The sequence below is a fragment of the uncultured Shimia sp. genome (genome assembly GCF_913054185.1).
GTDB lineage: Bacteria > Pseudomonadota > Alphaproteobacteria > Rhodobacterales > Rhodobacteraceae > Shimia.
Map to the genome: position 1 here is coordinate 1 of NZ_CAJXIV010000033.1, position 21,356 is coordinate 21,356.

General features: G+C 56.7%; 18 protein-coding genes. 13 read left to right on the forward strand and 5 right to left on the reverse strand.

The window, feature by feature from the left end; all coding sequences use genetic code 11:
* A partial coding sequence (locus QZ517_RS09025; protein ID WP_294225433.1) for an NAD(P)-binding protein occupies positions 1 to 674 on the reverse strand: 674 nt, incomplete at its 3' end.
* Between the two features lie 220 nt (positions 675 to 894).
* On the opposite strand from QZ517_RS09025, the gene QZ517_RS09030 reads away from it, so the two are divergent.
* Positions 895 to 1,698 (forward strand): undecaprenyl-diphosphate phosphatase, encoded by an 804-nt coding sequence (locus QZ517_RS09030; protein ID WP_294225436.1) that lies wholly within the window; start codon positions 895 to 897, stop codon positions 1,696 to 1,698.
* A 57-nt stretch (positions 1,699 to 1,755) separates the two neighbouring features.
* Here QZ517_RS09030 and rpsT read toward each other — a convergent pair whose 3' ends face one another.
* Positions 1,756 to 2,019, reverse strand: a complete 264-nt coding sequence (gene rpsT, locus QZ517_RS09035) for a 30S ribosomal protein S20 (protein WP_283424294.1) — start codon at positions 2,017 to 2,019, stop codon at positions 1,756 to 1,758.
* Positions 2,020 to 2,191: 172 nt separating this feature from the next.
* The gene (locus QZ517_RS09040) at positions 2,192 to 5,482 is read right to left on the reverse strand and encodes a response regulator (RefSeq protein ID WP_294225441.1); all 3,291 of its coding nucleotides are present in this window, start codon (positions 5,480 to 5,482) and stop codon (positions 2,192 to 2,194) included.
* Positions 5,483 to 5,832: 350 nt separating this feature from the next.
* On the opposite strand from QZ517_RS09040, the gene QZ517_RS09045 reads away from it, so the two are divergent.
* The 6 genes from QZ517_RS09045 (at position 5,833) to QZ517_RS09070 (ending at position 13,196) form a co-directional block, all read left to right on the forward strand.
* Positions 5,833 to 7,488 carry an ABC transporter substrate-binding protein gene (locus QZ517_RS09045; protein WP_294225444.1) on the forward strand — a complete coding sequence of 552 codons (1,656 nt, stop codon included), beginning with the start codon at positions 5,833 to 5,835 and terminating at the stop codon, positions 7,486 to 7,488.
* An 82-nt stretch (positions 7,489 to 7,570) separates the two neighbouring features.
* Positions 7,571 to 8,548 carry an ABC transporter permease gene (locus QZ517_RS09050; protein ID WP_294225446.1) on the forward strand — a complete coding sequence of 326 codons (978 nt, stop codon included), beginning with the start codon at positions 7,571 to 7,573 and terminating at the stop codon, positions 8,546 to 8,548.
* A complete protein-coding gene (locus QZ517_RS09055; protein WP_294225449.1) occupies positions 8,548 to 9,456 on the forward strand; it encodes an ABC transporter permease in 909 nt (302 codons plus the stop codon). Before QZ517_RS09050 ends, QZ517_RS09055 begins: the two co-directional genes overlap by 1 nt.
* On the forward strand, positions 9,453 to 10,265 hold the full coding sequence (locus QZ517_RS09060) for an ABC transporter ATP-binding protein (protein WP_294225450.1): 813 nt from the start codon (positions 9,453 to 9,455) through the stop codon (positions 10,263 to 10,265). The genes QZ517_RS09055 and QZ517_RS09060 overlap by 4 nt, the downstream gene beginning before the upstream one ends.
* On the forward strand, positions 10,255 to 11,184 hold the full coding sequence (locus tag QZ517_RS09065) for an ATP-binding cassette domain-containing protein (protein ID WP_294225453.1): 930 nt from the start codon (positions 10,255 to 10,257) through the stop codon (positions 11,182 to 11,184). The genes QZ517_RS09060 and QZ517_RS09065 overlap by 11 nt, the downstream gene beginning before the upstream one ends.
* Positions 11,185 to 11,312: 128 nt before the next feature.
* Positions 11,313 to 13,196, forward strand: coding sequence for a beta-N-acetylhexosaminidase (locus QZ517_RS09070; RefSeq protein WP_294225456.1), 1,884 nt, complete (start codon positions 11,313 to 11,315; stop codon positions 13,194 to 13,196).
* 53 nt (positions 13,197 to 13,249) lie between these two features.
* Here the strand turns inward: QZ517_RS09070 and QZ517_RS09075 are convergent, their stop codons facing one another.
* Positions 13,250 to 14,185 (reverse strand): MurR/RpiR family transcriptional regulator, encoded by a 936-nt coding sequence (locus QZ517_RS09075; RefSeq protein WP_294225459.1) that lies wholly within the window; start codon positions 14,183 to 14,185, stop codon positions 13,250 to 13,252.
* A 192-nt stretch (positions 14,186 to 14,377) separates the two neighbouring features.
* Between QZ517_RS09075 and QZ517_RS09080 the strand changes: the two genes are divergently transcribed.
* The 6 genes from QZ517_RS09080 (at position 14,378) to QZ517_RS09105 (ending at position 20,313) form a co-directional block, all read left to right on the forward strand.
* A complete protein-coding gene (locus tag QZ517_RS09080) occupies positions 14,378 to 14,899 on the forward strand; it encodes a TRAP transporter small permease (RefSeq protein WP_294225462.1) in 522 nt (173 codons plus the stop codon).
* The gene (locus QZ517_RS09085; protein ID WP_294225465.1) at positions 14,896 to 16,179 is read left to right on the forward strand and encodes a TRAP transporter large permease; all 1,284 of its coding nucleotides are present in this window, start codon (positions 14,896 to 14,898) and stop codon (positions 16,177 to 16,179) included. Before QZ517_RS09080 ends, QZ517_RS09085 begins: the two co-directional genes overlap by 4 nt.
* A 32-nt stretch (positions 16,180 to 16,211) precedes the next feature.
* Complete coding sequence (locus QZ517_RS09090) at positions 16,212 to 17,249, forward strand: DctP family TRAP transporter solute-binding subunit (RefSeq protein ID WP_294225467.1); 1,038 nt, start codon at positions 16,212 to 16,214, stop codon at positions 17,247 to 17,249.
* Positions 17,250 to 17,343: 94 nt separating this feature from the next.
* Entirely contained in the window at positions 17,344 to 18,810 is a 1,467-nt protein-coding gene (locus QZ517_RS09095; protein WP_294225470.1) for a M81 family metallopeptidase, read from the forward strand.
* The gene (locus QZ517_RS09100; RefSeq protein ID WP_294225472.1) at positions 18,807 to 19,862 is read left to right on the forward strand and encodes a D-TA family PLP-dependent enzyme; all 1,056 of its coding nucleotides are present in this window, start codon (positions 18,807 to 18,809) and stop codon (positions 19,860 to 19,862) included. The genes QZ517_RS09095 and QZ517_RS09100 overlap by 4 nt, the downstream gene beginning before the upstream one ends.
* A 52-nt stretch (positions 19,863 to 19,914) precedes the next feature.
* The gene (locus QZ517_RS09105) at positions 19,915 to 20,313 is read left to right on the forward strand and encodes a RidA family protein (RefSeq protein ID WP_294225475.1); all 399 of its coding nucleotides are present in this window, start codon (positions 19,915 to 19,917) and stop codon (positions 20,311 to 20,313) included.
* Between the two features lie 224 nt (positions 20,314 to 20,537).
* Here QZ517_RS09105 and QZ517_RS09110 read toward each other — a convergent pair whose 3' ends face one another.
* Positions 20,538 to 21,161 carry a hypothetical protein gene (locus tag QZ517_RS09110; protein ID WP_294225477.1) on the reverse strand — a complete coding sequence of 208 codons (624 nt, stop codon included), beginning with the start codon at positions 21,159 to 21,161 and terminating at the stop codon, positions 20,538 to 20,540.
* Positions 21,162 to 21,356 lie beyond the last annotated feature (195 nt).

Here is a 21,356-nt window from a genome sequence, read left to right on the forward strand (position 1 = left end):
ATGTCCTCACCCACATTGCAGTTCAGCTTGAAGGTCACGCCACCATCTTCCAGCAACTTGTTGCGGCGCATAACCACATCTTTTTCCAGCTTAAATCCCGGAATGCCGTAAGTCAGCAATCCGCCAGCACGGTCATAGCGATCATAGATGGTCACCTGCAGACCTGCACGGCGCAGACGGTCTGCAGCCGCCAAACCACCCGGGCCAGCACCAATGATGCCAACGCTTTCGCTGCGCTCTTGCGCCGGCTTCAACGCCTTGACCCAGCCTTTTTCCCAGGCGGTGTCGGTGATGTATTTCTCCACCGAGCCAATGGTCACAGTGCCGTGGCCGGACTGCTCAATCACACAGTTGCCTTCACACAGGCGATCCTGCGGGCAAATACGGCCACAGATCTCCGGGAAAGTGTTGGTCGCTTGGCTGACGGCATAAGCTTCTTCCAGACGGCCCGTCGCAGTGAGGCGCAGCCAGTCGGGGATATTGTTGTGCAGCGGGCAATGGCTCTGGCAATACGGCACACCACATTGGCTGCAGCGACTCGCCTGCTCTTCCGCCTTCGCCTTGGCGAACTCCGCATAGATTTCGTCGAAATCTTCCTTGCGTACAGTGGCGCCACGCTTTTCCGGCATGTCACGATCCACGGTCACAAATTTCAGCATAGGTTGCTTAGCCACGTCGCTGCCTCCTGATTAAATCCAGTTTGGAGTGTTTAGATAATTTTCATGGGATATAAAAGTCAATTGTACTGACCTATATTTCAGTTTTCTGGCAAATGACGCGGTCCAAACACGAAAATTGGATCGCTTTTTGGTCCGAACCGGACCTACATTCGGTATTTCCCTTGAATCATTGACCAATTATACGTGAGTCGCTCAAGTAAGGATCCCACCCCAAATGGCACTTTTTCACATTTTTCTGGTGGCGATCATCCAAGGCCTCACCGAATTCCTGCCTGTCAGCTCATCTGGACACCTGATTCTCTTATCCAAAGTGACACCGTTTCCTGACCAAGGCCTCGCGATTGATGTGGCCGCCCACGTCGGCACGTTGGGCGCAGTGATCCTCTATTTTTGGGCCGACGCCAGAATTGCCTTTTGCGGATTGCCTCGCATGTTGACCGGCCGCATCGACACCCCCGGCGCACGACTCGCCTTCCTCCTGTCCGCCGCAACCATCCCCGTGATGCTCGCAGGGCTCATCCTGAAGCTCACAGGAATGGACGAAACATTGCGCTCCGTTGCGGTGATCGGCTGGACCATGATCCTCTTTGGCATCGTGTTGTGGTGGATGGACCAACACGGTCCCCAAACCAAAACTGAAACGGATTGGTCCTTGAAAGACGCACTGAAGATGGGCCTCTGGCAAGCGCTTGCCCTCATTCCCGGCACATCACGCTCCGGCATCACCATCACCGGTGCCCGCCAGATCGGCTATGCCCGCAAAGACGCGGCAAAACTGGCTATGTTGATGTCGATCCCGACCATCATCGCCAGCGGTACGCTGCTCTCACTGGATGTCATCAAAGAAGCCGATATCGATCTGGCAAAAGACGCCGCCATCGCCGCCGTCTTTTCTTTCTTCGCCGCCCTGCTTGCACTGGCATTCATGATGCGCCTGCTGCGCTCTGTGAGCTTCACACCATATGTGATCTACCGCATCCTTTTGGGCGTTGCCTTGCTCTTCATAGCCTACAGCTGAACACAAAAAACGCCGCTGAAACAGCGACGTTTTTCCGTATTCTTTGTGAAACGCAGCTTACGCCAGCGCTTTCACCCGTGCGGACAGGCGGGACATTTTCCGCGCTGCAGTGTTCTTGTGGTAGATGCCTTTGCTAACGCCACGCATCAGCTCTGGCTGAGCGGCACGCAGAGCGGCAACAGCTGCGGCTTTGTCACCGGATTCGATGGCTTCTTCCGCGGCGCGGATGAACGTACGGATGCGGGAACGACGAGCTTTGTTAACTTCGAGACGACGCTCGTTCTGACGGGCGCGTTTTTTTGCCTGAGGCGAATTTGCCATGATCTGAGACCTTTTGGTTCGGTACGGTTGTTGCGTGCGACGTCCCGAACGGGCTCTCTTCTTCAGAGAATCAGATCAAGCCTAAGCGGGCTGCACGCGCATGTATGGTGGCGCTGTATAGAGATTTTGTAGCGGAACGCAATCCCAAACGCGCCGTCAGTTTTGCCACGCATCACTCACGCTGGTCTTTCAAAGCACGAAACGCCTCCAACCGCACCTCAAGCGCATCAAAGCGCGCCGCAATATCTGAGCTGACTGTCGCACGTTCCTTGAGAGACAAAACAAACATCACCGTCTTCAGAACATCACGCCAGCGCGGATTGTCCGGCAGCGTTTCAATCAACAGGTACTTATCCAGCGTCCGGGTCTGCAACGACGTTTTGTCGAGGTTCACCCGCCAGATGCCGCTGGTCTCTGCAAAGTCGATCTTGGTCTTACCTGTCGCAGCTCCCCAAATCTGCAACGAGTCCGACATCAATGCCACAATGGTTTCGCGATAGCTCTCACCGGACGCGCCCTTGTCCGCATCCTCTCCGCCATCCGACATCAGGGATGGCAAAGAGGTATCCACAACATCCCTCAGAGAATTGACAAACTGTGCCCGCGGCGCGGATGCACGCGTGAACAAAACCGCGCGCCCACCGCCTGCTTCCGGCAGCATAGCGAACAAACTCACTTGATGCAGCTGTCCACGCAACATCACCTCGATGTGGATTGGCTCGTCCTCAACCTCCGTTTGCTCCAAAGGTGTCACAACTTTTTGCGGCAAAACATCTTTCAGGCGACTCTTTTTCACGGTCACGGGCTTATCAAGCACCTGCTGGGCCGCCTCATTAACATAAGTGACCGCCCCGCGCGCGTTGATACAAATCAGACCATCCTCCAAGGTATCAAGCAGTTGCGCCATACGCCTTTGCGACAAGCGCAAAGCGTCTTCGACCTGTATGCGGCGCTCAATCTCTTCTTTCAGCTCACGGTTTTCTGCCGCCTGGCTGCGGGCGCGACTGGCCTCCAAAAGTGTGCGGATACGGCTGAGAAGCTCGTCTTTTGCAAAAGGCTTCACCACATAGTCATTGGCCCCGGCTTCAAATCCGGCCAGCATGTCACTAGTACGCCCGCGCGCCGTTAGCAGAATGATCGGCAACTCATGTAATTGATGACGCCGCCGCAAGTCACGGGCCACATCCAATCCGCTCAAGCCAGTCATCATCACGTCCAGCACAATCAGGTCTGGTCGCTCCTTCGCGACACTGCGCAAAGCTTCTGAGCCGTTATGGGCCGTGGCAACCCGATATCCCTGCGGCCCAAGCAAATTCTGCAGCACCTGAAGGTTGATCGGTTCATCATCCACCGCAAGGATCAACGGCGACCCTTCCGGAACAACAGTGCCGGTTGCTCCAACTTCAGCCTGAAGCGCTGGCGGTTGAGAAAACTCAGGTGGCAGCAGATCCTCCGGCAACGCCAAAGGTGCCTGATCGGTTACAGGCAGTAAAACTCGAAACTCTGCCCCTTCCCCAACCGTGCTGGACACCTCGATCCGTCCAGACATCATATCCGCAAGATGCCGCGCGATGGTCAGCCCCAACCCAGTACCTGTCGCCTGCCCCGACCCTTCCGGCGTCAGTTGCTCTAAAGGATGAAAAATTCGTTCCATGCTGTCTGCTGCGATACCCGGCCCATGGTCTCGGATACTCACAGCCATCTGATCCGCATCCATAACCTGCGCAGTGATCTCGACAACACTGCCGCCGCCATATTTCACCGCATTGGACAACAGATTGAACAATATCTGTTCAAACCGCACTGGGTCCGCAACGACGGCTGGCAAACCATCTTGTAGGTCAACTTGGAAAGTGGCCGGATCCACATGAAAGGTTGGCTGCAGCAGATGCACCACGTTGTGCACCGAGTGTGAGACATCAACAGGCTGCATGTCCAAGCGCATGCGACCTTCGCGAATGCGATAAATGTCTAAAAGGTCGTCCACCAACCGTGACAGTCGGCGCGCGCTGAAGGTGATCAGGCGCAGCTGACTGGCCTGAGCCGGCAACATATCTCCCATAGCGCCGCCCTCAAGGGTTTCCAAAATGCCGATGATCCCATTCAATGGCGTGCGTAATTCATGTGAGGTATTGGCCAGAAAGCGGTCCTTGATCCGATCCGCCTCTTCCAATTCAGAGTTCTTTTCACCGATCTCGCGAAGTTTTTCTTGCAGCTCCGCATTTTTGTCCCGGATCAGGTCCAACTGGTCACGCAAGGCACGTCGCATCTGGTTCACAGCACGGGACAAGCGTGCATATTCCACCGGGTGATCGTATTCCGGCAGGGCATCATTGAGACTGCCGGTGGCCACGGCACTCGCAGCTTCCGACATCTTGCGCACGGGCCTTGTGATGGCATTTGAGAATATGAAAGACAAAAGCGCCAAACCCGCAGCTGCCGCCACCCCAATCAGAATCAACGTGTCGCGCAATCGATGGCTGTTCTGAAAAGCCATCTCCCTGCTGGTCTCCGCGATCACGGTCCACTGTGGGAACGGCTCTTCCAATTCTCGCCATGCAGAAAGTGTAGGTATCCCTGTCAGCCCTGCGTCCAAAACTGCTACACCCTCATTACTTTTCATCGGCTTGGGTATCCGAACCTGCTCGCCAAGGGTCAGACCACCGCTGGACGCGATCATAAGCCCCCCCGATGAAATAACCGACAGCGATGCATCCCCTTCATTCACAAGGCTTTGCAGGCTGTTGGGCGGAATCCGAAGGATCATCGCACCTTTGTGACTGCCATGAAGTCGCACAGGCACCGCCAGATACGCCGCCAGCTCGCCGGAAATCGCATCCACTGCATAGTCCTGAAACACAGGATCGAATCCATCGCTAGATGTCACCTTATGAAACGCCTGCCCAAGACCAATAACACGTTGGTTCAGCGGCCTGCCGAGGTAGGCGTCTTTATAAACAGAATACACAACCTGCCCGTGGCGATCCGCCAAATAGAGATTGTCAAACTCTGCCTCTTGCAAGAAGTCGAGAAAATCCTGGTGAAACCGGCGGTGCGTGTTGGAGTACTCAAGCGCCTCGCGTAACAGTTGGTCTTCTGTCTCACTTTCGTCGCGTTGCCCTTGAGCGCTGTCCACCCCAAAAATATTTCGTAGCTTGGCGCCGGCCTCTTCCGGCGTGCCCTCAATTTGCCGGAGCGCATGGCTAAAACCGTAAAACTCGCCCACCGAGTAGCGCACGTTTGCGGACTGCGCGAGGCTCTCTGCTTGCCGGGCCGCATAGGTCATATACTGCGAAATTTCGCTCGCCTTGGCGTCACGTACAAAAGCAACCTTCTCAAAAGTCTCTGTGGTGATGATCTGGTTGACCAGCCGATAAAACACCACGCCGCCGAGTGCCAACGGCAGCACCGAAGCAAGGAGGAAGGTGACAAGCAGGCGCGCGCGAATTCCCTGAAAAGGCACAGTATCTCCAAAGTTTCTGGTTTTGCTGCGGGTGATCCTGCGACCTGCCCAAGAGCGAAACAAGTATCCAAATCGAAAATCCCAAATGTTTTTCTTTGGGATAACATCTCCAACAACCTAAATAAGTTAGGTTTTTAAAGAGCTTCTCTGCTCACTCCTCCGTGTTTTGACGAAATTGCCGATTTTTCTGGTGCCATTTCCAAGGCGGCCGAGATTTCAATGCACCACATCCGAGGCGTTTGGTGAGGAGACCAATTGCAACCATGATGTGTATCATGGCCCCCAAAAATCGGGGAGATCCGGCGGATTGATATAAGGCGGGACAACCCGCCTACACAGGGAGAGACAAAATGAATTTCAAGACAACCGCCGGGCTTCTGGCATCGGTTGCGCTTTGGTCCACTGCCGCTCAGGCTGAAGAAACAGTACTCACAGCGCTGCCGGATCAGGTCACCGCATGGGTGGAAAACTTCAACCCGTTCAACCAGACCACCGCGGCGCCCTCCGTGTTGCATTTCATGTACGAGCCGCTGATCATTTTTAATGCCATAGATGGTGGCAAGCCGATCTACCGTTTGGCCACCGCGTTTGACTACGCAGATGACCTCAGCGCCATCACCGTGACCCTGCGCGATGGAGTGCAATGGTCCGATGGCGAGGCCTTCACTGCTGATGACGTTGTCAAATCTTTTGATCTTGCCCTGAGCAACTCAGCGCTGGACAGCGTGGGCATGGCACAAATGTTGTCGGGCGTCGACAAAGTTGACGACAAGACCGTACGCTTCAACCTAGCCACGCCTTCCAGTCAGGCGATGTATCAAATTGTGCGCGTGCCAATTGTGCCTGAGCACATCTGGAGTGGCGTCGACGATCCTGTGACCTTCACTAACCCGAACCCAGTTGGCTCCGGTCCCTTGACCGAAATCCGCCGCTTCACGCCGCAGGAATATACCCAGTGTCGCAATGCCAACTATTGGGATGCAGACAGCCTGAAAGTGGACTGCATGCGCTTCCCGCAGATCGCCAACAATGATCAGGCGCTGGCCGCAGCAGCCAATGGCGAACTTGATTGGATGGGCTCCTTCCTTCCAGACATCGACAACACGTTTGTCGCCAAAGATCCGGAGCACCACAGCTATTGGCTGCCGGGCGGCTCTCTTGTGGCCTTCTACATGAACTTCGAAGCACCCGAAGCCGGTGACAAAGCTGCCTTCAACAACCAAAATTTCCGCCGCGCCGTGTCCATGGCGTTTGACCGCGAAGCCATGGTTGAAATCGCTGGCTACGGTTACCCGACCATCAACCAATACCCCTCTGGCCTTGGCCGCGCCTTCCACGCCTGGAATAACGCTGAGGTGGATGAGAAATTTGGCGCCTTCACCCAATACGACATCGAAGCCGCAAAGGCGCTTCTGGCCGAAGCCGGCTTTAAAGACATCGACGGAGACGGTTTTGTCGAAACGCCGGATGGCGAGCAGATCGATCTTGAAGTCATCGTACCAAACGGTTGGACCGACTGGGTCAACAGCTGCCAAATCGCAGTTGAAGGCTTAAACGCAGCTGGCATCAAAGCCAATGTGTCGACACCAGAAGCTGCGATCTGGACCGAGAAGCTCATCACCGGTGAGTACGACATGGCCATCAACTCGGTCCGCGTTGGCGCCACGCCGTTCAACCAGTATCTCGACTCACTGCACGAGGACAACCAAGCCAAATCACGCTTTGCCGCCTCACGGTATTACAACGCGGAACTAAGTGAGCTTCTGGATGCTTTCACGCAGACCAGCGACACTGAAAAACAGATGGCGATCATGGCTGACGTACAGACCATCGTGGGAGAGGATATGCCACTGGCTTACGTCTTCAACAATCCACGCTGGTATCAGTACAACACCAAGCGTTTCACCGGTTTCTTCAACTCGGAGAACCCAGTGGCCAACCCGGTGGTCCACAAGACCAACCCCGCCCGTCTGGTGCACCTGCTGAACCTGCGTCCGGTAGAATAACCTCCCTACCTTCGGGGCTGCTCACCAGATGAGTGGCCCCGCTTTTGGCCTTACTTCCTCTCTCGACAGATGGTTTGACCTGATGCGTTTTCTATTGAAGCGGCTCGGCTTCTACTGCGTGGCTTTTCTTGTAGCTGCGACCTTCAACTTCATGATCCCTCGCATGTTGCCTGGCAACCCAGCCGACATCATGCTGGCCAACTCCGGCGGCATGATTGCACCCGAGGCCCGCGATGCGCTGATGGCAACCTTCGGCTTTATCGACGCTCCTTTGCACGAACAGTATTTTGCCTATCTCGGCTCGATCTTCACCTGGGACTTTGGTCTGTCGATCAAGTTTTACCCGATGCCGGTGGCAGATGTGTTGATTCAGGCCCTGCCGTGGACTCTGTTCCTGACCGGATCTGCGCTGTTGATTTCTTTCTCAATCGGCACGCTTTTGGGCATTCTGGCCGCCTGGCGGCGCGGACAGTTGACCGACGTGATCGCCTCGCCAACCGCTCTGGCCCTGCAATCCGTGCCTGCGGTGGTTGTGGCGCTGTGTGGTCTCTATTTTCTCGCGGTGCAAAACCGCTTTTTCCCAACCTCTTACGCCTTCAATCCAAGCCTGGATCCGGCCTGGAGCTGGGAGTTCATCTCGTCGGTTCTCTACCATGGCTTCCTGCCGGTCGTGACGCTGAGCGTTGTCCTGATTGGGGGCTACCTGATCACCATGCGCAACAACATGATTGGCCAACTTGGCGAAGACTATCTCGCCATGGCCGAGGCCAAGGGCTTGAGCGACGCCCGCGTACGCTACGCTTATGCCGCCCGCAACGCGCTTCTGCCCTCCGTGACCGCCCTCGCGCTCAGTTTTGGCGCCCTGTTTGGCGGATCACTCATCACCGAAGTGGTGTTCAACTATCCGGGTGTGGGCAACCTTTTGTACCTTGGCATTGTCGGACGTGATTTCCCGCTGATCCAGGGTCAGTTGCTCATCATGACACTTGCCATGCTGCTCGCGAACCTCGCGGTAGATCTGGCCTATGTCTTCCTTGATCCCCGATTGAAGAGGGCCTGATGTCTGATCTTCTCCGTACTTTCCTGCGCAACCGCAAAGCCGCCATCGGCCTGACCATCGTGCTGATCTACGTGGCGATTGCGATCTTTGCGCCCCTCATTGCGCCGTTTGATCCTGTGGCCCGCATTGGTCGCCCACATCAAGCGCCGTCGGCCGAACATTGGCTCGGCACCACCCGCATGGGCCGCGATGTGTTTAGCCAATTGGTCTGGGGCACCCGCACATCCCTCATGGTGGGCATTGTTGCCGGACTGATCGTCACCGCCATTGGCACGGCCATCGGCATCACCGCGGCCTATTTTGGTGGCTGGGTCGATGACATCCTGAACTTCCTCACCAACGTCGTGCTGGTCCTGCCGCAACTGCCGCTGCTGCTGGTGCTGGCGGCCTTCCTTGGCCAAGTGGGTCCGTGGGCCATTGCCCTGATCATCGGCCTCACCTCCTGGGCCTGGGGGGCCAGGGTGACTCGTTCTCAAGCCATGTCCCTCAAAACCCGCGACTTCATCCAGGCTTCCGCAATGATTGGAGAGCCAAACTGGCGCATGATCCTTGTGGAGATGCTGCCGAACCTCCTGTCGATCATCGGCTTCAACTTCATTGGCTCCGTAATCTTCACTATCATCACCGAAGCCACACTGGAATTTCTTGGCCTTGGCAGCCCCTTGGCCACCTCTTGGGGCACCATGCTTTATAACGCCCAAACCGCCTCCGCGATCATGGTTGGCGCCTGGTGGGAAATTCTCGCTCCTTGCGCCGCAATTGTCCTAATTGGCGTTGGTCTTTCCCTTATGAATTTCGGCGTCGACGAAATTGCAAATCCGCGCATGCGCACACTTGGCAACGTGGCCAAAGCTCTGCGCATCGAAAAACGTCTGACACGTCAGCGCATGCAGGAGGCCAACCAATGAGTGCCCTTCTTTCCGTCAAAGACCTGCGTATTGACTACCTCACCGCCAGGGAGCCCTTCACCGCAGTGCGCGACATCTCTTTCGAGATCCAGCCCAATGAAATCCTTGGCCTCGCCGGGGAGTCGGGCTGTGGCAAAAGCACGGTGGCTTACGCGTTGATGCGCCTGCACAAACCGCCAGCGCTGGTGCGCAACGGTCATATCCTCTTTGAAGGCCACGATGTGCTCTCTTTTGCCGACAAAGAGCTGCGCGCTTGGCGCTGGTCTGAGGTCTCCATGGTGTTTCAAAGCGCGATGAACTCCCTCAGCGCGGTGATGACCATCTTCCGACAGTTCTACGACATGCTGCGCGCCCATGGCACAGTGACCAAAGCGCAGGCGCAAGAACGCACCGCAGAAATGCTTGAGATGGTCGGCATCCCAGTTGACCGTATACACGCCCACCCGCATCAACTCTCCGGTGGCATGCGTCAACGAGTGGCGCTCGCGCTGGCCCTCACGCTCAAACCCAAGCTGATCATCATGGACGAGCCGACCACCGCGCTCGACGTGGTGGTGCAGCGAGAAATCCTGCAAGAGGTTCTGCGCCTGAAAGATGAACTCGGCTTCTCCGTGTTGTTCATCACCCATGACATTGCCCTAATGGCCCAGATTTCGGACCGCATCGGCATCATGCGAGAAGGCAAGATTGTCGAAATAGGCACCGCGTCGCAAATCGTAACTTCACCGGAACACGACTACACCCGCAGCCTGTGGGACGCGATGCCGCTCCTCGCCCAGCGCCCGGAAGGAATGGCCCATGCCGTCTGACACCCCGATCCTCAGCCTCGACAACCTGAGCAAGACCTTCACCGTACGCCCGGCCTTTGGCCGCGCCTCGGTCGTCGACGCGCTGCGCAATGTGTCGCTAGATCTCCTGCCAGGCCGCGCCTTGGTGCTTGTGGGTGAAAGTGGCTCCGGCAAAAGCACGGTTGGCAAGATGATCGTTGGCATTCACGCGCCCACGTCGGGTCGGATCCTGTTTGACGGCCAAGACATCGCCAGCATGACCTCCAAAGCTGAGCAATTGCGCTACCGTCAAGCGGTGCAAATGGTGTTTCAGGACCCGTTTTCCGCCCTCAACCCAGCCCATACCATTCGACACCACCTGCTGCGTGCTTTGGCCCTGCATCAGCCCGAGGCCGACCCGGAAACCGCGCTGCGGTCCATCTTGGAAGACGTGGAGCTGGACCCAATCTCGACTCCAAACAAATTCCCACATGAGCTGTCCGGCGGACAGCGCCAGCGCGTGAACTTCGCGCGGGCTTTGGCAGTGAAGGCGCGCCTGATTGTGGCAGACGAACCCACGTCCATGTTGGATGTGTCGATCCGAAAATCTATTCTGGGTTTAATGCAGCGCCTCAAATCCGAACACAGCCTCTCAATTCTCTACATCACGCACGACATTGCCACCGCTGAATACTTGGCCGAAGACACGGCTGTGATGTTCCGCGGCCAAGTGGTTGAAACCGGCCCAACAGAGCAAGTTGTTGGCAATCCGCAACACGGCTACACCAAGCTTTTACGCACCGCTGTTCCTGATCCGAAGTTGCGGCTCACAGGCAGCGACGCCGGGTTTGCTGCCAAGGCCAAACTGGTACGTGAGGCCAGCGCCCAGCCAGTAAGCACACTACGCGAAATTGGCCTCGGTCATTTCATCGCTGAACACATAGAGTTGGTACATGCGTGACATGCTGATGCCGTTTTGCAGGTTGCGCTGCCAATGTGATTCACCGCTCCGAACGTGGGCGTTTACCACCGCCCATGCGTGACCCCTTATGACACTGTCTTAGTCATCCAACCAACAGGACGATACCAATGCACTTCCACCTCGACAGCCTTTGGCACTCAGAAGACGGCGCCATGGAGTTTGCCCTAACCAACTGCAGCGATGTTGCCGTGACCAAACCCGGCCTGGTTTACACCACCCTTGTGCGCACCCTGCGCCCGTCGCGCTGCACCGGCGCAACCCTAGTCCGCCGACAGGCCAATTTCCACGAATACGCCTCAGAAGACGGTTTTGTGCTGAACCCGGGTGAAACCTGGCGCTTCACCGAGCAGAGCCTCACTCGTCCAGCCCAGCACTCCAACGAAGGCCCAAAATCAGCTGGTGTTGTGCTTGAGGACGGCACGCTGGTGCCTGTTTTTGCCAGCGAATTGCAGGCGCCTGCTGCCCTTGGCGAGACCAAGCCAACGGAAAGCTCGGCTTTGTCTTGCGGAGTGTTGCCACAACCCAACCAAATTCAGGTGAGTCATTGGTGCGCCAACGCCCCCGTGCATTACGCCGTGGCACAGCGCGATCTGGCAACCATTCAAGCCGTGTCCCATGTCGCCGACCTCACCCGCCGGCTCTATCCTTTGGCGCCGGTGCCTTTTGTCCTGACAGCAAAAGACGACGTGCCGCAGCTACAGATCGCAACCGACGCCTCCCTTGGGGATGAAGCTTACCGGATCACTTGGACGGATGGCCAACCGAACCTGCAGCACAGCACAAATCAGGGCCTGCTCTATGGCCTCATCACGCTGGCCCAGACCCTGACCAACGCCTATCAGGACGCAGCCAACTACGGCGTGCCTTTCACCGGTGAAATCTCCGATGCCCCACGCCACGAATGGCGCGGCGCGCATCTGGATGTCTCCCGCCAAATCTACCCGATGGAGCAAGTGCTGCGCTATGTGGACATCATGGCCTGGCACAAGATGAACCGCTTCCATTGGCACCTGACCGATGACGAAGGCTGGCGGCTGGAAATCAAAGCCTACCCGCAACTCACCGAGGTCGCCGCCTATACCGGCATGGACCTTCCGGTCCTGCCACAGCTTGGTGCCGATCCCGCCGGTCAGGGTGGCTTTTACACCCAGGACAACGCGCGTCAGGTGGTGACCCATGCCGCCAAACTTGGGGTTGAGGTGATGCCAGAAATTGATGTGCCCGGCCATTGCGCTTGCGTTCTGGGCGCGCTGCCGGAGCTGGTCGATTCTGAGGAACCGGAAAGCTACTGGTCCGTACAAGGTTACGCCAACAACGCGCTCAACCCGGCGATTGAGGGCTCTTACACCTTTGCCACCAAAGTGCTCGAGGAAGTGCTCGACATCTTCCCGTTTGAGGTTGTGCACATCGGTGGCGACGAAGTCGCCGAAGACGCCTGGATGCAGTCGCCCAAGGCCCAAGCCATGATGCGCGAAACTGGCCTCAAGGGTACGCACGAACTTCAGGCCTATTTCCTACGCCAAATTCAGGATTTCCTCGCCGACCGTGGTCGCAAACTGGGTGGTTGGGAAGAGGTCGCCCATGGCGGCGGTCTGGACCCGGAAAAGAGTCTTCTGTTTGCTTGGACAACTGTAGAAAAAACCGCCGATCTGGCCAATGACGGCTATGATGTGGTCAGCACCCCGGGGCAAGCCTACTACCTAGATATGGCGCTGTCCGATGCGTGGTACGCACCGGGTGCAAGCTGGGCCGGGTTCACCCCGCTGGACAAAACCTATGCCTTTGAAGCGGACAACGGTGACGCCGCACTTCAGGAACGTCTCAAAGGGGTTCAAGGTTGCATGTGGAGCGAACACCTCACCACGTTGGAGCGTCGCAACCACATGATTTATCCACGCCTGAACGCCATTGCCGAGGCGGGATGGAGCGAGGCTAAGAATAAATCATTTGAGCGCTTCGCCGCACTGGCGGAGCTGATGCCGCGCCTCTGAACAACAAAAGGTCCCAGCCATCGGTTGGGGTCTTTTTTGTCGCTAGGATCTTCTTAGTCGCCCAGCGGCTGCGGACCAGTTCGGCCATGATACGCCGTCAGCGAGGCACGAATACGACGCAAGTTTTCCGTGGTCTCCGACGCCATGCCCTGCGCCACCGCCATTGCCAGCGCATCCACCAAAATCATATGCACATACCGCGAGGCTGTGGGTTTGTGGATGTCCCGATCTTCCGGCAGATCCACCACAATCGGAATGCTACAAGCCTCGGCCAGACGCGTGCCCGGCTTGGTTATACAAATGGTGGTCGCGCCATATCCGCCAGCAATTTCCGCCGCGCCGACAATGGCATCTGCCTCGCCGCTGGCGGAAATCAAAAACAGCACATCGCCCGTTTTCAACGTCGCCGCCCGCATCTGCAGAATATAGCTGTCACTGGTGGACACTGACGGGATGCCAAGACGGAAAAACCGGTTGGCCGCTTCTTGGGACACATTGGAGGATCCCCCACCAATCCCGGCGAACAACACATGCTGGGTGTCTAGCAGAGCGGCCTTTGCCTGCTCCATCACATCCGGCTCAATCTGATGGCGCATCGTATTTGTGGCGGCAAACAGCGCCGCGAGAATTTGATCAACCGCCGTGTCCCCCGCTGCCGAGGCTGGCAACGGATCAGCGGAGAGATATTGTCGGCTGACCGCAAGGTTTTGCGCCAACCGAAGCTTAAACTCCCGGAAGCCATCACAGCCCAACGTCCGACAAAACCGGATCACAGTGGGCGTGCTGACCTCACAGTGTTTGGCCAACTCCGCGATGTTCATCGAGCTGACATCTTCAAGTTGTGCTTTGACGTAATTGGCCACTTTCTGCTCCTGCGTCGCCAGCTTGCCGTCATGGTGATGCAGCGCAGAGATCACATCTCCGGCCCCAGCACGCCCCTTTTTCGGAGGCAGGTTGTCCAGGTTCGATTCGGTGGCGTTATCGGTCACATCAGCCTCACATCTCTCTTCATCGATGTGTAATTCAGATACATTTTCACGTCAAACACGACAATAACCTCCCTTTAATTACGGCGACTTGCCGCAAGATATGTACCTCAGTAACAAATTTTGCTTGATTGCGTGCCAGATTCGAAAATATACGTACCTAAAGTACATAAATCGTTCCAGGGGAGGGGGCCGATGCGTCACTGGGCAGAAACTGCCAGCGCGAAGATCAACACAGTGGTTGAGGCCATTGTTGCAGCCTTGATGCTGGCCTTGGTGCTAGATGTCTGGCTCGGAGTGGTCGACCGTTACTTCTTTCACTGGCAACTGCCGTGGCCCGAAGTGCTGGCCCGCTACCTGATGATCTGGGCCGCAATGTTGGCGGTGTCTTCCGGCATTGCCCGGCGCGATCACATTGGCCTGACGGCGTTCATCATGGTTCTGCCATATCAGGTCCGCCGCGCCGTTTTGATCCTGATGGACGTCATTGCTCTGGCGCTGTTCCTCTATGTTGCATGGTACGGCATCGCCTTTGCCCAATCCGGTGCACCACGTCAGGCGATGATTTTTGGGGTTAGCCTCGCGCCGTTTTATGCCGCGATCCCCGTCGCAGCGATCCTGTCATCCATTCAGCTTGCCCTCGTTCTCTTGCGCGACTTGGGCACGCATATCGACAATCCGCCCTTCTCTGATCACCTCGAGGAGGAAACCTCATGATTGTCGCCATCACGTTTGTGCTGCTCATCCTGTTTGGCATGCCAATTGGCTTTGCCATTGGGCTGGCAGGTGTTGTGGGTCTGATCGACATGGCGGGCACGCAGTTTCTCGCCATCGGTCCAAGCAAGGTCTTCAACGGGCTGAACATTTTCCCATTCCTTGCTATGCCGTTTTTCATCCTCGCCGGTGAAATCATGAATGACATTGGCATCACCAACCGTCTGGTGAAGCTGGCCCAAGTGCTGGTTGGCCGCTTCCGCGGCGGGTTGGCCCATACCAACATGCTCGCTTCGGTCTTCTTTGCCGGGCTCACGGGCTCTGCCACCGCAGACGCCGCCGCCTTTGGCCGCACCTTGGTGCCAGCGATGGTCAAAGAAGGCTATAAGCGCGACTACGCCTGCGCCGTGACTGCCGCCGGGTCGATCATTGGCCCAACCATTCCGCCCTCCGGCCTGATGGTAGTCTATGGCTCCTTAATGGGTGTCTCGATTGCGGGTCTGTTTGCGGCCGGTGTTCTGCCCGGATTGGTGATCTGTCTGGTTTGCATGAGCGTCATTGCCACTGGCGGCAAACGCGAAAACCTGCCCAAAGCCAAACGCGGCGCCACACCGCGCGAAGTGTGGAACACCTTTGTTTCCTCGCTCTCCGCGTTGGCCATGCCCGTGATAATCCTTGGCGGCATCTTGGGCGGCGTCGTCACCCCCACCGAAGCGGCATCAATCGCCGTGGCCTATGCGGTGTTCATCGGCGTGTTTGTCTACCGCACCCTGACCATCAAAGGGTTTTACAGCATGCTGGTGCGCACAGCGCGCATCACCGGTGTGATCTTTGTCATCATTGCCTTTGCTGGCATCCTGGGCTGGTGGATGAGCTTTGAGCGCATCCCGCAACTGATCGCGGAAACCGTGCTGGGCCTGTCTGACAACCGCTATGCCGTGATTGCCATCATCATTGGTCTCTTGTTGCTGGTTGGTATGGTCATGGACATCACCGCCATCCTGATCATTCTGGCCCCGGTCTTGGTGCCTTTGACAGAACAGGTTGGCCTCGAGCCGATCCACGCAGGCATTATTTTTGTGCTGGCGCTCAATATCTCTCTTATGACGCCACCGGTCGGTGCCTGCCTCTTTGTCTTATCCTCAGTCACCGGCGAAAAACTGGAACGCATCTCCATCAAGCTGTTCCCGTTCCTGCTCGCCGAAGTTGCCATCCTTTTTGCCTTTGCCTTCTGGGAAGACGCCGCGCTCTGGCTGCCCCGGATGCTTGGCTTTGCCCAATAACACCAAATAACTAAACCCAACGGGAGGAACCCATGAATACTCTTATCAAAGGTCTGGCAATTGCCGCGACAATGACCGCGACCAGCGCCTCTGCTGGCGGCGTGATCAAATTTGGCCACGACAACAAAACCGATCCGTTTGAAAACCCGGCCCACGCCTGTACCGCCGTGTTTTCTAACATCGTGACCGCCGACACCAATGGCTCAGTCTCTGTTGAAGTCTTTGGCTCCAATCAGCTTGGCTCCGCGGCAGAGCACGTACAACAAGTGCGCGACGGCATCATCCAAGCGACCCTGACCTCCACCGGTGCATTGGCCAGCTACTACCCACGCATCGACGTGCTAAACCTGCCATTTGCCTTTGACGGCAACGCCTCAACTTACAACGTTTTTGACGGTGACTTTGGCAAAGAGCTGGCCGCGGACATCGAAGCGGAACTTGGGGACGTTGTGGTTCTGGGCTTCCCGGACACCGGCGGCTTCTTTGCTGTCACTAACTCCAAACATGCCATTGCCGATCTGAAAGACTTCGAAGGCATCCGCATCCGCACCATGACTCTGCCATCCCACCAGAAGATCATGCAGTCCTTGGGCGCAGAGGCCTATCCGCTGTCTTGGGGTGAAGTGTACTCCGGCCTACAAACCGGCGTGATCGACGGTCAGATGAACCCGGTGCCAATCATTTCTTTTGCCAACTTCGCCGAAGTGCAAAAGCACATGACCCTGACCAACCACCTGTTCTCGCCGTATACCTTCATGATCAATCGTGCGTTTTACGAGGGCCTGAGCGATAGCGAGCGCGCAACTGTTCACACCGCTGCGGAAAACTGTGTTGCGGCAAGCCGTGGTCTGTCTCGCATCATCGAAGCCTCTGACCGTGGCCTCGCTGGATTGATGGACAAAATCGAAGTCACTGCACTTTCCGCGGATCAACGGGCTGCCATGGCCGGTGCCGCCCAGCCTGCGTTTGAAGCCCACGTGGCGGAGAACATGGATGACCGCGCCGGTGAGCTTCTGGCCAAATTCAAGGCTGAGGTTTCTGCTGCCAACGCTGCCAGCTACCTCGATTAAACCACTCCCACCCCGCTCCTCCAAATGTGGGTGGGGACTTGGGCAAGCATCCTGTGTGATGCTTGCCCGACTTGATTAAACAAAGGACCAAACCATGCGGGTTTTCTGTGCTTCGGTTGCCACCGAAACCAACACTTTTTCGCCGTTGCGCACTGATTTTTCCGACTTCGCACAGAGCTTCTACGCCCCGCCCGGCGAGCATCCGGAAACGCCCACACTTTGCAGCGCGGTCTTTCCGGCTCTACGCAAACGCGCCAAAGCGGGTGAGGTGGAGCTGATCGAAGGCACCGCCACCTGGGCTGAACCCGGCGGTCTGGTGAACGCCCGTACCTGGGATCGCCTGCGCGAAGAAGTGCTGGACCAGCTGAAAGCCGCCCTGCCGGTGGAGGCCGTTGTCCTGGGTCTACACGGTGCGATGATTGCCGATGGATGTGTCGATTGCGAAGGCGTGTTGATTGAAGCTGTCCGCGAAATTGTCGGCCCTGCGGTCACCATCGGCGTGACCTTTGATCCACACAGTCACCTCAGTGAGAAACGCGCCAGAAACGCTGACATTATCACGGTGTTCAAAGAGTTCCCGCACACGGACTTTGTAGAAACCGGCGAAGCCTGTGTAGACCTAACCCTGCGCGCAGCGCGTGGTGAAATCACCCCGCAGATCTCAGTGTTTGACGTCTGTATGATGGACGTGCTGCCCACCAGCCGCCACCCGATGCGCGGCTTCGTTGACAAGATGATGAGGCTAGAAGCCGATGGCACCGCGCTCTCGGTCTCCACCATTCACGGCTTTATGGCGGGTGACTCCCCGGACCTCGGTGCCAAGATCATTGTGATCAGCAATGGTGACAAACCAGCAGGCACTCAGTTGGCGCGCGATCTTGGCATGGAGTTGTTCTCATTCCGTGGCACAACCAAGCCCGAATTTTTAACCGTCGAAGACGCCCTCGTCGAAGCCTCCGCCGCCAGCACTGGCCCGGTGATCATTGCGGATGTTTGGGACAATCCAGGTGGCGGTGTGGCGGGCGACTCGACCATCTTGCTGCAAGCGGCGCTGGACATGAACGTCGCCAATATGGCGCTCGGCACCATCTGGGATCCGATGGCGGTCCGCCTGTGCCACGCCGCTGGCGAAGGCGCAAAACTTGATCTACGCTTTGGCGGTAAAACCTCCGCTCACGCAGGTGCACCAATCGACGCAACCGTGGCAGTTCTGAAAGTGGCCAAAGATGCCGTTCAAAGCTTTGGCGACTCCATTGTGCCGTTAGGTGACTGCGCGGTGATCGATGTGAGTGGCATCAACGTGGTGCTCAATTCCAACCGTTCGCAAACCTTCTCGCCGGACCTTTTCACCAACCTTGGCATTGACGTTTCCGCCAAACAGGTTGTGGCCGTGAAATCCACCAACCACTTCCACGGTGCCTTTGCCCCCATAGCCGCCGATATTCTCTATGCAGCGGTTAACGGCCCTTACCCGAACAATCCAACCACAACGCATTACACCCGCCTGACGCGCCCGCTGTGGCCTATTGTCGAGGCGCCGCATGAAGAGGAACTGGCATGAGTTTCCCGTCCATCGACACACCGGCGGTCCTGATTGACCTTGATATCGCCGAAGCAAACATCAACCGCTATCAAGCCTATTGCGACGACCACAAACTGCACCTGCGACCGCATATCAAAACCCACAAACTGCCCATGCTGGCCAAACGCCAACTGGAAGCCGGTGCCGTTGGGATCTGCTGCCAGAAGGTCAGCGAAGCTGAGGCAATGATCTCAGATGGCGGCATCGAAGATGTATTGATCACCTACAACATTCTTGGGTCCGAGAAATTGGCCCGCCTGCGCGCACTCTCGGACAGAGTCCGCCTGAGTGTCGTGGCCGACAGCAAGACTACAGTGGACGGGCTTTCAGATACTTTCACAGATGCACCCAACCCACTCACGGTCCTCGTGGAATGTGACACCGGCGGCGCCCGCTGTGGTGTGATGTCTCCGGACCAAGCTGCCGATCTCGCGGCGCACATCGACGCAAAACCTGGACTGGCCTTTGGCGGTCTGATGACACACCCGTCGATTGGACAAGAAACCTCCGTGCAAAATTGGCTGACAACAGCGGTGGATATGATCACCGCAACGGGCCTCCAGGTGCAAACAATCTCAATCGGCAGCAGCCCCAACATGTGGCGTACACATGACGTGCCCATTGCCACCGAATACCGGATTGGCACCTACATCTATAATGACCGCTCCCTGGTTGCCCACGGCGTCTGCACCGAGGACGACTGCGCGCTCACTGTTTTGGCCACCGTGGTCTCCGTGCCAAACGACTCCCGCGCGATCATCGACGCCGGCTCCAAAGTGCTGACCTCCGACCTGCTGGGCCTGCAAGGGCATGGCAAAGTTAGTGGCCGCCCCGACATCACAATCTCCGGCCTCGCCGAGGAGCACGGGATCCTGACCGCTGACAGCATCAATCTCACCGTCGGTGACCGCCTGCGCATAATCCCCAACCACGCCTGTGTGGTGACCAATATGATGGATGAGGTGCAACTGATCCGCGGCGACACAGCCCTTGGGCCCCACCCCGTTGCCGCCCGTGGCAAGGTCTGGTGATCCCTGCGCCCAAACCCTTTTCTCTTTTACTTCAACACAAGGACTCACAAACATGAGCAGCAAAAAAATCGAACGCCTCGGAGATGACCGCACCGGTGCCGGTGGACAAGCCCTACCCTTTGCCCCCGCTGTGCGTGCCGGCGACTTCGTCTTTATCTCCGGCCAAGTGGCGATGAAAGAAAACGGCGAGATCGAAGACGGCGGCATCGAAAGCCAGACCCGCCGCACAATGGAAAACCTGATCAAAGCGCTGGAATTGGCCGACTGTACTTTGGAAGACATTGCCAAAGTGGGTGTCTGGCTCGACGACCCACGTGACTTCTGGACTTTCAACCGGGTTTACGCCAGCTACTTCCCCAATGGTGGTCCCGCCCGTTCCACGGTGCGTTCGCAAATCATGGTTGATGCCAAGGTTGAGATCGACGCAATGGTCTACAAACCACTGGACTAAAACAAGCCTCGCAAGACTGGAAGCTGTGTCTGACCCGCCGCTCCGGCGGGTCAATCTCACACCAAACTGATAGTACCCACATTTCTGTCAGGCGTGGCTTGCTCTATCTGATCGCGATTGGAGATTGGCCAAAACGTAAAATGCTGGCAGGGTCATTGTCGGTGCATGGTCAAGCTCAAGAGCTAGGTACTTGCCCAATCTGCCAACCAATCAACATTGCCCGGTCACCCAAATTCCCGCACCCTAAAAAACAATTCACGGTCTATTTTGTTGGTTTCTAGTAGGTGAATAAGTGCGGCGCTCAGGGACGTGGCATCACCCAGGGCATCGTGGGCTCGCAAGTTTGGCCCGTTTAAGCCAAAGAATTGGGACAATTCAGAGCTGTTGATGTTTGCAATATCACGCTCTGAAATTGCCGAATGCATCACCGATTTCAGGTTGGAAAACCGTCGTGCTGGAATCGACGGAGACAAGCCCTGAACAAAGCAGCTAATGCCCAAGGCAAAAAGCTCATCTTTCCCCCAACTCCAAAAATCGCTGCCTTGGGAAAAACTGTCCAGCATTTCCAGAGCATCACGCAAAGGTACGCCTTCGGTTTCCAATTGCTGGTCCGTCAGACCTGTCAACTGAACGAAATACGGATCGAGCTGACAAACACGACCATGCCGGTCTTGCGGCGTGACAATCACGTTCAACGTGTCGACAACGCGGGCCGGTCCGTCCAAGTCGACCAAGACCGCCCCTATTTGAACCAGTATTGGATCTGGGTCATTTGCGGCAGACCAAACGCGATACATTGCCCCATCACAAGACAAGTATTCCGTATCGAAAATGACAATTTTTGGCATTTGATTATCCCATTGCGTTGATCGGCCGTCCAACCGACGCTGCTGTTCCCAAGATTTAAAACACATTAGGCCTGCTTACGTGAATCTGTGAATGTATCTGGCCAAGGTCTCTGTCTTCATTCGTTAGACACACCAGTTGCCGCAAGACACGCACATCATGCGGGTCATGCGGGTCAACACCGCATCCCGCCGGTT